10 protein-coding genes are annotated in these 12,339 nt (G+C 64.6%); 8 read left to right on the forward strand and 2 right to left on the reverse strand.

Annotated elements, in window-relative coordinates; all coding sequences use genetic code 11:
- Positions 1-179: 179 nt before the first annotated feature.
- From LOM8899_RS04945 to LOM8899_RS04955, 3 genes are read left to right on the forward strand one after another with little or no spacing between them, the layout of a single operon-like run.
- Positions 180-2,231, forward strand: a complete 2,052-nt coding sequence (locus LOM8899_RS04945; protein WP_093990995.1) for an acyltransferase family protein — start codon at positions 180-182, stop codon at positions 2,229-2,231.
- The gene (locus tag LOM8899_RS04950; RefSeq protein WP_093990996.1) at positions 2,228-3,796 is read left to right on the forward strand and encodes a GMC oxidoreductase; all 1,569 of its coding nucleotides are present in this window, start codon (positions 2,228-2,230) and stop codon (positions 3,794-3,796) included. The genes LOM8899_RS04945 and LOM8899_RS04950 overlap by 4 nt, the downstream gene beginning before the upstream one ends.
- A complete protein-coding gene (locus LOM8899_RS04955; protein ID WP_093990997.1) occupies positions 3,793-4,539 on the forward strand; it encodes an SDR family oxidoreductase in 747 nt (248 codons plus the stop codon). Before LOM8899_RS04950 ends, LOM8899_RS04955 begins: the two co-directional genes overlap by 4 nt.
- On the opposite strand, the gene LOM8899_RS04960 is transcribed toward LOM8899_RS04955, so the two are convergent.
- A complete protein-coding gene (locus LOM8899_RS04960) occupies positions 4,536-5,282 on the reverse strand; it encodes a WecB/TagA/CpsF family glycosyltransferase (RefSeq protein ID WP_093990998.1) in 747 nt (248 codons plus the stop codon). The genes LOM8899_RS04955 and LOM8899_RS04960 overlap by 4 nt on opposite strands.
- A gap of 187 nt (positions 5,283-5,469) precedes the next feature.
- Between LOM8899_RS04960 and LOM8899_RS04965 the strand changes: the two genes are divergently transcribed.
- The 5 genes from LOM8899_RS04965 to LOM8899_RS04985 all read left to right on the forward strand — a co-directional run bounded on the left by LOM8899_RS04965 (position 5,470) and on the right by LOM8899_RS04985 (position 10,911).
- Entirely contained in the window at positions 5,470-6,591 is a 1,122-nt protein-coding gene (locus LOM8899_RS04965) for a Gfo/Idh/MocA family protein (protein ID WP_093990999.1), read from the forward strand.
- A complete protein-coding gene (locus tag LOM8899_RS04970; protein ID WP_093991000.1) occupies positions 6,582-7,517 on the forward strand; it encodes an NAD-dependent epimerase/dehydratase family protein in 936 nt (311 codons plus the stop codon). The genes LOM8899_RS04965 and LOM8899_RS04970 overlap by 10 nt, the downstream gene beginning before the upstream one ends.
- A complete protein-coding gene (locus tag LOM8899_RS04975; RefSeq protein ID WP_093991001.1) occupies positions 7,514-8,764 on the forward strand; it encodes a glycosyltransferase in 1,251 nt (416 codons plus the stop codon). Before LOM8899_RS04970 ends, LOM8899_RS04975 begins: the two co-directional genes overlap by 4 nt.
- Before the next feature lie 2 nt (positions 8,765-8,766).
- Positions 8,767-9,741: a glycosyltransferase family 2 protein gene (locus LOM8899_RS04980; RefSeq protein WP_093991429.1), complete on the forward strand. Its 975-nt coding sequence runs from the start codon at positions 8,767-8,769 to the stop codon at positions 9,739-9,741.
- Between the two features lie 117 nt (positions 9,742-9,858).
- A complete protein-coding gene (locus LOM8899_RS04985) occupies positions 9,859-10,911 on the forward strand; it encodes a CpsD/CapB family tyrosine-protein kinase (protein ID WP_093991002.1) in 1,053 nt (350 codons plus the stop codon).
- Here the strand turns inward: LOM8899_RS04985 and LOM8899_RS04990 are convergent.
- Positions 10,905-12,212 carry a GumC family protein gene (locus LOM8899_RS04990; RefSeq protein WP_168770469.1) on the reverse strand — a complete coding sequence of 436 codons (1,308 nt, stop codon included), beginning with the start codon at positions 12,210-12,212 and terminating at the stop codon, positions 10,905-10,907. The two genes, LOM8899_RS04985 and LOM8899_RS04990, sit on opposite strands and share 7 nt — an antisense overlap.
- Positions 12,213-12,339: the final 127 nt, after the last annotated feature.

A 12,339-nucleotide genomic window follows, 5' to 3' on the forward strand; every position in this document is an offset into this window, starting at 1 on the left:
ATCGACACCGACGGCATACCGACGCCACACCGACGGGTTACCGCGGCCGATTTCGGGCAATTAACCTTTGAGTCGCAGCATCGGGATAACGTCTCCGGACAAATCGCGCGGCCTGCCCGATTTTTGTCGCATTTTCGATTTACTCTGGCCGCAAAGGCGCATCTCAAGCCGCCCACCCAATGCGCAGCAGGCCCGACATTTCGACGTCAAAGACCTCCAACGGTCCGACAGGACCGCACCTGACCTACCGCCCTGAAATCGACGGGCTGCGGGCCATCGCGGTATTGGCCGTGGTGCTCTATCACTTCGGCGTTCCGGGTCTGCCGGGCGGTTTCGTCGGCGTCGACGTGTTCTTCGTGATCTCTGGATTCCTGATCGGCGGGCTGCTCTGGAGCGAGATCCAAAGCTCTGGTCGGATCGACCTCAAGCGATTTTATCTCAGGCGTATCAGGCGTTTGGCCCCGGCCTACTTTGCCATGGTCGCGCTCAGCACGGTCTTTGCCGCGCTGGTGCTTCTGCCGTTCGAATTCCGCGATTACGCCAAGAGCCTGATCGCCGCGACGGTCTGGCTGTCCAACGTGCAGTTCTGGCGCGAAGCCGGATATTTCGACGCCTCGGCCGACGTCAAAATCCTGCTGCACACATGGTCGCTCTCGGTGGAGGAGCAGTTCTACGTGGTCCTGCCCTTCGCGCTCTTGGCGCTCGGGATGGTCCGCAAGGCCACCGTCCCGGCCCTCATCGCGCTCTGGGCGCTCTCGCTCTGGGGCTGCATCGCGCTGACACCAAGCCAACCGGTGTCGACCTTTTTCCTGTTCCCCTTCAGAGCATGGGAACTGCTCACCGGAGTGCTCCTGGCCATCGCTCTCCAAACCCGCGCGCTGAGATTTCCGGCATGGGTATCGGGGGCCGGATTGGTCCTCGTCATCGGGTCGATCCTGCTCGTTCAGACGGCTGGTTTTCCAGGCTGGCAGGCGATGTTTCCGGTGGCCGGCAGCGCCATGCTCCTCGCCAACGCAGGGCGGAACGACCCTGTAAACAAGGCGCTTGGGCATCCGGCGCCGGTCTTTGTCGGGCTGATCTCCTACTCGCTGTATCTCTGGCACTGGCCGGTGCTGACGCTGTCGCGATACTGGCGGATCGATTACGCAGGACCGTGGGAAGCGGCACTCTGGCTCGCCCTTGCCGTGGCATTGTCCATCGCCAGCTGGGCCCTCGTGGAGCGCCCCTTGCGCCGGGCCGCGACCATCAGCGGAAGCCGTTTCGTCGGCGGAACCGTGGCGGCCGGTGTCGTGGCGATCGGAATTGGCGGGCTGGTGTTCCTGCTCAACGGAATTCCGGGACGCTTCGATGCCGAAACCCGCAATCACATCGCGGCGACGCAGGATTTCTTGCAGGACTGGTCACGCTGTTCGACCGCGTGGGACGGACCCTTCGCAGGGATCGAAACCTGCGCGATCGGGCCTGACGGGCCGCCGGAGGTGATCATCTGGGGCGACAGTCACCTGCGGGCGCTGATGGACGGCCTGGCACTTGCCGCTGCTGAAACCGAAACCTCCGGGGTCATCATCTGGCACGCCGGGTGCCCACCGCTCTTTGGCATCCGCAAAGCCGAGAGCAGCGCCGAACCCGCCGTCGACGCACGATGCACCGAGGCCAACGATCAGCTTCGCGAGGCGTTCACGCAGCTCCCTTCGGCAACGCGCATCCTACTTGTCGGTCGCTGGGCCTATTACACCAATGGCGAAGGCACCGGCCGCGACAGCGACAACAAGATCGGCCTCACGCCCGCGCCCGGCTCGGGTCTGGGCGCCACTTCGCAGCAAGAGCTGTTTGCCATGGCTCTCGACCAGACGACCCGCAAATTGGGAGAGAGCTTCGACGAGGTCCACGTTCTCCGGATGGTGCCCGAAATTGCGAACTACGACAGCCGGCTGATCAGCCGGCAGCTGGCGCAGGGATGGATCGACTCCGAAGATGCAGCTCTTGCGATGATCGCCAAGCCAGAGACCCTGACCGCCCGCGTCAGGGACGCCGAAGCCGCGATCTTCGGGCTGGTAACCAAAGGCCAGATCACCGTCATCGATCCCTGGCCCCTGCTTTGCCCCGACCGGTGCTCGGCCACGATCGACGGTCGGCCGGTCTATTTCGACAACAACCACCTGACAAACTCCGGCGCCCGCGCCCTGCGCCATCTGTTCGTCCCCTTCCTGACCGGTGCGGCCGAGGAATGATCGACGACATCGCCGCACAGAAATGGGACGCAATCGTGATCGGCACCGGGATCGGTGGCGGGACCATCGGACGCGCGCTGGCAGAGGCCGGGCTAAAGGTGCTCTTTGTCGAGAAGGGACACGCCGGCCATCGGGCCGAGCAAACCCCGCTCGACGCCGCGATGGCCGATCCGGTCGCACGCGCGGTGCGGGGGTTTTGGCCCGACCCGGTCCACGCCACCGTCGACGGGCAAGCGCGCAGCTTTCACGCGCCCTTGGGCAGCGGGATCGGCGGAAGCTCGGTCTTCTACGCTGCGACATTGGAACGGCCAGAGCCGCATGACCTTGATACATCGAACGAAAAGCCGCACCCGACGGGCGGCTGGCCGGTCAGCTATGCCCAGATGGCGCCGTGGTTTGACCGGGCCGAGGCGCTCTATTCGCTCCACGGCAGCGCAGATCCACTCTCGACCATTGCGGCGCCACAGCTCCGCGATGGCCCCGCTCCCAACCCCGGCGATACCGCGATCATGGACCGTCTGCGTGAGAACGGACTGCATCCCTACCGGCTGCACGCGGCGCTGCGCTATGTACCCGGATGCGCCGAATGTTTTGGCCACAAATGCCCCAAGCCCTGCAAGATGGACGGCCGCTCTGCCGGTGTGGAACCGGCGCTGGCCACAGGCAACGCCACCGTGCTCGACCGGGCCGAGGTGACGCGGCTCCACGCCGATGAGACCCGCTTGACGGGGGTCGAAATCCGCCGGGACGGGGTGAGCCATACCCTCCATGGCAAACGGATCATCCTTGCCGCCGGGGCGCTGTCCTCACCGCGCGTGTTGCTCGCATCGGCGAATGAGCAATGGCCCCACGGGCTGGCCAACGCCTCCGATCAGGTCGGGCGCAACCTGATGTTCCACCTGAACGAGATGTTCGCGCTCTGGCCTGGCCGCGACGCCCGGTTTACCGGGCCGTCAAAAGCCGTCGGGTTCCGCGACCTTTACCACCATAAAGGGCAGCGGCTCGGCATGGTGCAGGCAATGGGGATCGACGCATCCTATGGCGAGATCGCGCATTACCTCAAAGGCTTGGTCGAACGATCCGCCCTGAGAAACAGCCGTCTGGCGCGCGAACTGACCCGGATTCCGGCGCTCGCCGCCTCGAAATTGCTCGGTAACGCCAAGATTTTCGTGGGCCTTCTCGAAGACCTGCCCCTGCCCGAAAACCGGGTGCGGCTCGATCCCGACACGCCCGGCGCAATCCGGTTCGACTACACGGTCAGCGCCGAATTGAAATCGCGTCGGGACACCTTCCGCAAGGCGATCAAGCACGCCTTCAAGGGGCAGCGCACGATGTTCCTCTCGCGGACACCGGAGCCGAACTTCGGCCATCCCTGCGGCACCTGCAAGATGGGGGAAGACCCGACTAAAAGCGTGCTGGCCCCCGACGGTCGGGCGCACGGAGTGGAGAACCTCTGGGTCGTCGACGCCTCCTTCATGCCCACCTCCATGGGGGTCAACCCCAGTCTGACCATCGCCGCCAACGCCCTGCGCGTGGCGTCCCTCATCACGCAGGAACAGCCATGACCCTCGCCATCGTCACCGGGGCCAGCGGCGGGTTGGGCCGCGCGCTCAGCGTCGCATTGTGCAAACGGAACATGCCCGTCGCAGGACTAGGGCGCCGCACCGACGCCTTGGCCGAAACCCTGGCGCTCGCGGGGCCGCTGTTCCACCCGATCACGGCTGATGTGGCCGACGCCGCGTCGGTCGCCAACGGCTTTGCGAAAGCAGACGAGATTGCCGCGGTCACGATCCTGATCAACAACGCTGCCGTCTATCCCCGGCGCGACATTCTCGACGAAACGCCCGAAAGCTTCGCTGCGACCATGGCGATCAATCTTGGCGGGGTGGTGGCCTGCACGCATGAAGCCTTGGCGCGCATGGTTCCAAACGGCGCGGGCCGGATCGTCAACGTCGCCTCGATGGCCGACATCGCGCCGCTGCCCGCCAGCGCCGCCTATTCGGTGTCCAAAGGTGCTGCGCGGGTGCTCACCAAGGCTCTAGTCGCGGATCTGGGCGACAGGTTTCCGAACATCGTCATAAACGATTGGTTGCCCGGTATGTTGGCGACAGGAATGGGAATCCCCGACGGGCTTGATCCCGCGACAGCCGCCGAATGGGGGGCCACTCTGGCGTTGTGGGATGATCCAAGCCTGAACGGCACCGTCTGGGAAATGGATAGGGAACTGCCGCCACCGCGATCCCTGAAGGGTCGGATCAAGGATAAATTGATGCTGCGGAAATCTGCGGTCGCGCGACGGCTGAGCTAATTCTGACGCCACGCCCGCCAGGTATGGCCGGGGAGGATCACCGCACACCGGGCATAGCGCACGGCGAGCCTGCGAGGATTGCGCAGCATCCGCCACAGCCACTCCATCGCAATCCTGCGCATCCAGGCAGGGGCACGGACTTGCGACCCGGCCAGAAAATCAAGACCAGCCCCGATCGAGACGAAGCCGACGCTCGGGGCCAGACGGCGGCCACGCGCAGCGAGCTGCTCTTGCTTCGGCGCGCCCAGCGCCAGAAAGCACAGACCCACACCCGCGGCCTCAAGCTGCGCGAACATGTCCAAAGCCGCGTCGCCCTCGGGATCAAAACCCATCGGCGGCGCGATCTTGAGAGCGACCTCCAGCCCCGGCACAATGGCCTGCAACGCCTCGGCCGATTTCGACAGATTGGGGTCCGTCGTGCCAAGCAAGGCAACCGAGCGGCCTTCCCGAACGGCGAGCTTGGCCAGAGGAATGACCAGATCGGCACCGGGCAACAATGCCACCTCCTTACCGCCGAGGCGCGACAGCCAGACCACCGGATTGCCGTCGGCGGTGATCAGATCCTGCGAGGCGTAGGCCGCGGCAAATGCGGCATCGTTCCTCAGCTTGACCAGATGATCGAGGTTGAGCGTCGCCAAGGCAAAACCCTCGTGGCGGCGCAGACGTGCTCCTACTTCCGACCAGAGGTGCTCTGCGTCGGGGACGGTCACCGAAACCTGACCCGTAGGAGTGTGAAACTGCATGCAACATCCTCAACTCAAAACACATAGCTCAGATGCCACATGCAAAGCGCCAATGTAAGTCAACCACAATGGACAAACTGTTGCCATGCTTTGATGATCTAAACATGCGCAACGCGCGCGAAAAGAGCAGGTTCTACATGATTGGGCATCCGGGCAAACCACGCCGCACCGGCAAGAGAGGCATGCCATGACGGGCGTCACCCTGATCGGCTGCGGCTTCGTGGCCGATCTTTACATGACATCGTTGCAGAGTTTTCCGCAGATCAAGGTGGTCGGCGCCCACGACCGGGATCCGGGCCGGATGGCCGCGTTTTGCGCACATTGGGGCGTTTCGGCGCTGGCCGATATGGAGGCCGTCTTCGCCGCCCAACCACGCGATGGTGTGATCCTCAACCTGACGAACCCCTCCAGCCACGTTGCGATCAATCGCGCCTGCCTCGAGGCCGGCTTTCACGTCTGGTCCGAAAAGCCGCTCGCGCTTCGGATGGACGAGGCAAGAGAGCTCTCCGACTTCGCCGCCAGCAAGGGGTTGATGCTCGCCTCAGCCCCCTGCTCGGTGCTCGGTGAGGCCGCGCAGACCCTGATCCGCGCCGTCCGCGACGAAACCGCCGGCACCGCGCGACTGATCTATGCCGAGCTTGACGACGGCTTCATCCCACAAGCGCCGCTAAAGGATTGGATCAGCGCCAGCGGCGCGCCTTGGCCCTATGTCGATGAATTCCGAACCGGCTGCACATTGGAACATGCGGGCTACTACCTCAGTTGGTTGATCGCGATGTTCGGCACGGTGCGCAGTGTCACCGCCGCAAGCGCCACCGTGATCCCCGACAAGCTCGGCGTCACCGAAGCCGCCCCCGATTTCTCGACCGCTGTGCTGTTTTTCGAGGCCGGGCCGGTAGCACGTCTGACCTGCTCCATCGCCGCCCCCCACGATCACCGGATCCGGGTGGTGGGTGACGACGGTGTGCTGGAGGTCGGCAAGGCGTGGGACAACAGCGCCCCCGTCCGTTACCGGCGGCGACTGCGGCTGCGCAGGCGGCTGATGGAGCATCCGTTCGGCAAAAGGCTCACCCCCGTGACGCCCACGCATCCCAAGGTCAAACGCACCGGGGCTGCGGCGATGAACTTTGCGCTCGGCCCGGCAGAGATGCTGCAGGCCATCGCGGCGGGTCAACCCAGCCGATTGGCGGGCGACTATGCCCTGCACCTGAACGAAGTGACATTGGCGATCCAGAATGCCGGCGAGCACAGCGGCTCTCAGGTGATGACAACATCCTGCGCCCCGATGGAGCCGATGACATGGGGCTGAACCTCCTCGTCACCGGGGCTGGCGGTTTTCTGGGCCAAGCCGTCGTCACCGCGGCCATGGCCCGTGGTCATTGGGTGCGGGCGATCGTCAGGCGCGAGACAACGCTCGCAGACGGTGCTGTGGCCGAAATCTGTGATTTGGGGCGCGACGCCATCGACCTGACTGGGATCGACGCCGTGATCCACTGCGCCGCGGCGCTTTCCGGCGACGACGCCGCTCAAGAGCGCGATACCGTGGCCCCCACCCGCGCTTTGGTCGCCGCCATCGCCGGGATGGACCGACCACCCCGGCTCGTGCTGACGAGCTCACTGTCGGTCTACGAGTATCGAAGCCTCGCCTCCGGCAGCACACTCACCGAACACGCGGCGCTCGAGACAGACGCCGACAGCAGAGACGCCTACACCCGCGCCAAACTCGCGCAAGAAGCCGTCGCGCAAGAGGCGCTCACCGATCTTTGGCTGATCAGAGCCGGTCTGATCTATGGCCCCGGGCGTGTGTGGAACGCCCATTTAGGGGTCGGCATCGGGCCAATGCTTGTGCGGATCGGCGGCACCGGCGAACTGCCCCTCATCCACCTGACCGATTGCGCCGAGGCGATGGTTCTGGCCGCAGAGACACCGATCGGCGAGCCCCGACCGCTGAACCTGATCGGAGACGACCTTCCCGACAGAAGCCGGTTCATCACCGCATTCCGCAGCAGCGGCTGGCCCAAGGTCGTCGTGCCGTTGCCGTGGCAAATCCTCGATGCTGTGAGGCGGCTGCTCCGCCCGTTTCCCGGCCTGCCGGGTCTGTTGCGGCCGGCCTCTCTACGAGCCCGGATGATGCCGCTACGATATGTAAACGACGCCGCGAAATCGGCCCTCGGATGGAAACCACAAATCCCGTTCGACGCAGGCATCGCCGCAGCCCTGAAGGTGACCCGATGAGCAATCCGCTGCCCGGCCCGATCGCCTACCTGACCGGCGAATACCCACGCGCGACCGATACCTTCATTCAACGCGAGGTTGCAGCTCTGCGTGACATCGATTTCGAGATAGAAACCTGCTCGATCCGGCGCACCGGGCCGGAGCACATCGTTGGGCCAGAGCAGGCCGAGGAGCAAAAGCGCACCTTTCACGTCCTCTCCAGCACCGCCGGACTGCGCGGGTTGCGGGCGCAATTCCGCGCTCTGCGTGAACCGGGGCGCTACCTTCGAGCCCTGCGGCTGGCGTGGTCGACAGCGCCCAGGGGGGTGAAAGGCAGGCTCTACAACCTGATCTACTTTGCCGAGGCCGTGACTTTGGCCGACCACATGCGCCAACGCGGTGTCGTGCACCTGCACAACCACATTGCGAAGGCGAGTTGCACGGTGGCCATGCTGGCCAGCGCGTTATCGAGGATCCCCTACAGCTTTACCCTGCACGGGCCGGACATCTTCTTTGCGCCCGACCATTGGCGGCTGGATGCCAAGATCGAACGGGCCAGTTTCGTCGCCTGCATCAGCGAATTCTGCCGGTCGCAGGCGATGTTGTTCTCTGACCAACAGCATTGGAACAAACTGCACATAGTGCACTGCGGCATCGACCCGTCGCGCTATGCCGGCGCGACGAAACCTCCGGGGCAGGACCTGCTTTTCGTCGGGCGGCTCGCAGCGGTCAAAGGCGTGCCGGTGCTGTTCGAGGCATTGGCCGAGGCCCGCACCAGCCTGCCAAACCTGCGGCTGACCCTGATCGGCGACGGCCTGGACAGGCCGGCACTCGAGACCCTCGCAAAGTCGATGGGCCTGAGCGACGCGATCACCTTCGCCGGCTACAAGAACCAAACCGAAGTGGCCGAGGCTTTGGCCAAGGCCGACCTTCTGGTCCTGCCCAGCTTTGCCGAAGGCGTGCCGGTCGTCCTGATGGAGGCGATGGCCGCGGGCAAACCGGTCGTCGCGACACAGGTCGGCGGCGTGGGCGAACTCGTCGACAGCGGGCACACCGGGCATCTGGTCCCTCCCGGCGACGGACGCGCACTTGCCAAGGCAATCCGTGACAGCCTCTCAGACCCGCAATGGTATGCAAAAGCCGGCGCCGCCGGACGGGCCAAGGTCAGCCACGATTTCAACGCCGCGTCCGAGGCAGCATGGCTCGCCATCCTCCTGATTTCGGCGCACTCAGGGGCGGCCCGCCCCGGCAAACGGCCAGAGCGGTGAGCATGATAAGCAGCATCGGCGCGGTCGCCATTGGCCGGAACGAAGGCGAAAGGCTGCGGCACTGCCTGACCAGCCTGATCCAGCAGGTCGATCGTGTGGTCTATGTCGACTCCGGGTCGCGGGACGGCAGCGTCGCCTTGGCGCGGTCCTTGGGGGTTGAGGTCGTCGAGCTTGACACCAGCCAAGCCTTCACCGCCGCGCGTGGCCGCAACGCCGGGGTCGAGGCTCTTCGAGCCGACGGTCTGCCGGACCATATCCAATTCGTCGACGGCGATTGCCTGCTGGTCCAAGGCTGGATCGCCGCCGGACAGGCAGAGCTCAATCGCGATCCGACCCTCGGACTGGTCACAGGCTGGCGGTCGGAAATCCACCGCGATGCCAGCGTCTACAACCAGATGTGCGATATCGAATGGCACCGACCGGCAGGCGAGATCCGCTCCTGTGGCGGCGACATGCTGGTGCGCAGCACAGCCTTCGACAAGGTGGACGGGTTCAACCCCGCGCTGATCTGCTCTGAGGACGAAGACTTCTGCCTGCGGGTGCGCGCGGCCGGGTTCACGGCGCGGCGGCTTCCGCTGGACATGACGCGCCATGACGCGAACCTGACCCGCTTTGGGCAATGGTGGCAGCGCAACGTGCGGTCGGGGCACGGCTTTGCCGAAGTCGGCGGAATGCACGGCACGCATTTCGTGGCCGAACGGCGGCGGGTCTGGCTCTACGGAGCGGTGCTGCCACTGCTCATCCTGCTGGCTCTTCTGGCCGCGCTGCCACTTGTGGCGCTGATCTTGCTGGCGATCTACGGCCTGTCTTGGTGGCGCACCGCGCGCGGGCTCAAGGCTCAGGGGCAACCGGGCAAAGAGGCCGCGCAACACGCCGCATTCTACACCCTCGCCAAGCTCCCAAACCTGCAGGGGATGCTGTTCTACTTCTGGCGGCGGGCGAGAGGGCAAACCGCCACGCTGATCGAGTATAAATGACCGTCGGATGGCCCCGAATTTCGGCACATCATTTGTCGTGAAAGTTGCACCAATGGCATATTTACGCCCAGATTGTCGGGCAAAAGGCTGTGGATACACAGATAGGTTAGCGACGGTATGAACGCGAAATATTCCCGGCGGACAGGACGGCCGCGGCTCGACGCCAGCGAACGCGCAAGGCTGCTCGCCGAGATCGCGAAGCTCGGCGCGCCCGCAACGACGGAACTCGACGCGCAGTCGGCCGCCCTCCGTGCCGCTTTGAGCGAAAGCGTGGAGCCACCGGCCGACGAGCCGGAGGCAGCCCAAGACGCCGTGACGCCCACCGACCGCGAAGCCACGGCCGCCGCCCCGATCGAACAACCCAAAGCGCCCGCAGAGCCCGCAGAGCCCGCCGCAAAACCAGCGGCACAGCCCGCACCACCCCAAAGAGCGCCTTCGCCCAAAGCTCTGAACGCGGAATGGGCCGGACTGCCGATGCTCGACGTCTCCCCGGCCCTGCTCGAACGCAATCTCGTGATAACCGCCAAGCGAACCGACCCTGCCCACGGGGCCTTCGATGTGCTGCGGACGCGGTTGGTTCAGGCATTGGCCGAGAAGGGATGGCGGCGCGTCGCGATCACGTCTCCGACCGCCGGTTGCGGCAAGAGCTTCACCGCGATCAACCTCGCCGTGACCCTCTCGCGCTATGACCAATGCCGGACCATCCTGATGGATATGGATCTTCGCAAACCGGGCCTGGCGCGTTACCTCGGGGTGCGCAATGCGGGCAGCACCGGCGACTATCTGCGCGGGCTCACCGATGCACCGGACTACTTCACGCGTTTGCAGGGCGAACGGCTCAACATCGGGACGAACCTTGCACTAGGGCTCAACGGTCAGGTCGAGGATTTCGCTGCCGAGTTGTTTCAACAGCCAAGCACCGGCGAGGTGTTGGCCGAGATGGAAGACATGTTTGCACCCGAAGTGGTGCTCTTTGATCTGCCACCCGCCTTGGCGCAAGACGACGTGATCGCCTTCAGACCGCACTTCGATTGCCTGCTGATGGTCGTCGGCGGAGGGATCACCACGGCAGAGGAAGTGCGCGAAGCGCAGCGGCGGATCGGAGAGGACAAGCCATTACTAGGGGTCGTGCTGAACAAGGCCGAGGTCGAGGGCGACTACGCCTACTGACCGCTTGCCGCCGTGCGTGAAAACGGCAGCAGGTCGAGAAGCCCAGCAAACCAGCCCTGCACCGCCCCATAGGCTGCGGCCAGAAGCGCCGCCAAGCCGATGAGCCATCCGCCGCCACGTTGCATCCGGGTCCGTCGAGTTGTCAGATTGGGAACCACGATCACCGGCCGAATACCCAACTGCGCCTCAAGCTGATCCGCCGTGCGAATGGCCGAATTCATCGTCTCGAAACTGAGCGCCGCCCCCAGAGCAAGGATCAACGACGCGACACCGCCCGCCATGGCGATCTTCTTGCGGCTGGCCGACACTGCGAATTCCGGCGGAACCGCGGTCTCCAGAATGGTGAAGCGTTCCGCCTGATCCTGGCTTTCCAACAGCTGTGTCATGGCCGCCTCGGTCCGGCGCGAGGTGATGACCACGAACTCGGCATTCAACTGCTCCAGCTCCCGGTTCAGCGCATTCAACTGTCGCTCGACTTCCGGAGCCTCGGTCAGCGCACGTTCGATCTGGCGGATGTTTTCGGTGATCAGGCTGCGCTGCTGCTGCAACAGGTCGGTCTGTCTGGCCAACTCGTCATCGCGCAGCCGATCCGACGAGGTCTGCAATTCGATCAACTGGCGATCAATCGCGATCTGGGATTCGGCAAGGCGGGTCAACCGGTCCCGCTGAGCATCGAGGCCCTCCGGAAGAGCGGCGGCATTGGTCCGTTTGAATTCCGCAAGCCGGGCCTCGATCTCGACAATCTCGGCCGAAACGCGCGCCTCTTCGCTGACAAAGAAATCAAGCGTCCGCGCCGCGCGTCCCTCGGAGCGGACCTGCGCCTCTTCGAGAATCTCACGGACAAACTCGTTCGCCACGGCAGCCGCCAATTCGGCATCATCGAGCCGCACCGTGATGGCCAAGCCAGACGGCTGCACATCGGGGCGCCACGTCTGACTTGGATCGACCAGCTTCACAATGGCGACCGCCTCCCGCAAGAAGCCGACTTGCAGGCTCGGGGATTGGCCCGGAAACAGACCGAACTGCGCAACCATCTTGGCCATGTTGTCCCGGGACATCAGCTTTTGCTGGATCAGGTCCAATTGCGAATCCGCACTGGTCGTCATCGCCGCCGATCCGGTCAACTGCTCCGAGACTTGCGGCGCTTCGATCTGGATGACGGCCGTCGCCTCGAACAGCCGCGGCTGTTGCAGCGCAAACCAGACAGAGGCCGGCAAACCGACCATCAGCACAAGCAGAATGATCGGCAGCCGCCGCCACAGCATACGCAGCAGGAATCGCGGGGACGTCAGTTGGCTCATCGCCATCTCCTCGACGTGACGAACAGGGCCCACCCCTGCACATCTGATTTTGCCCCTCGGGGGCGCGTGTCCGGCTATTGCCGGTTTCGCGCCATACCCTCGTCACATTCTACGAAAATTGAGCGCA

The sequence above is a fragment of the Flavimaricola marinus genome (assembly GCF_900184895.1).
GTDB classification, from domain to species: Bacteria; Pseudomonadota; Alphaproteobacteria; order Rhodobacterales; family Rhodobacteraceae; genus Flavimaricola; species Flavimaricola marinus.

What these genes read in the sequence shown, in the direction of transcription:
- LOM8899_RS04970 (WP_093991000.1), top strand. Translation starts at nt 6,582, where the DNA reads ATGGGGCTGAACCTCCTCGTCACCGGGGCTGGCGGTTTTCTGGGCCAA.
- LOM8899_RS04955 (WP_093990997.1), top strand. Translation starts at nt 3,793, where the DNA reads ATGACCCTCGCCATCGTCACCGGGGCCAGCGGCGGGTTGGGCCGCGCG.
- LOM8899_RS04990 (WP_168770469.1), bottom strand. Translation starts at nt 12,212, where the DNA reads ATGAGCCAACTGACGTCCCCGCGATTCCTGCTGCGTATGCTGTGGCGG.
- LOM8899_RS04945 (WP_093990995.1), top strand. Translation starts at nt 180, where the DNA reads ATGCGCAGCAGGCCCGACATTTCGACGTCAAAGACCTCCAACGGTCCG.
- LOM8899_RS04975 (WP_093991001.1), top strand. Translation starts at nt 7,514, where the DNA reads ATGAGCAATCCGCTGCCCGGCCCGATCGCCTACCTGACCGGCGAATAC.
- LOM8899_RS04960 (WP_093990998.1), bottom strand. Translation starts at nt 5,282, where the DNA reads ATGCAGTTTCACACTCCTACGGGTCAGGTTTCGGTGACCGTCCCCGAC.
- LOM8899_RS04985 (WP_093991002.1), top strand. Translation starts at nt 9,859, where the DNA reads ATGAACGCGAAATATTCCCGGCGGACAGGACGGCCGCGGCTCGACGCC.
- LOM8899_RS04965 (WP_093990999.1), top strand. Translation starts at nt 5,470, where the DNA reads ATGACGGGCGTCACCCTGATCGGCTGCGGCTTCGTGGCCGATCTTTAC.
- LOM8899_RS04950 (WP_093990996.1), top strand. Translation starts at nt 2,228, where the DNA reads ATGATCGACGACATCGCCGCACAGAAATGGGACGCAATCGTGATCGGC.
- LOM8899_RS04980 (WP_093991429.1), top strand. Translation starts at nt 8,767, where the DNA reads ATGATAAGCAGCATCGGCGCGGTCGCCATTGGCCGGAACGAAGGCGAA.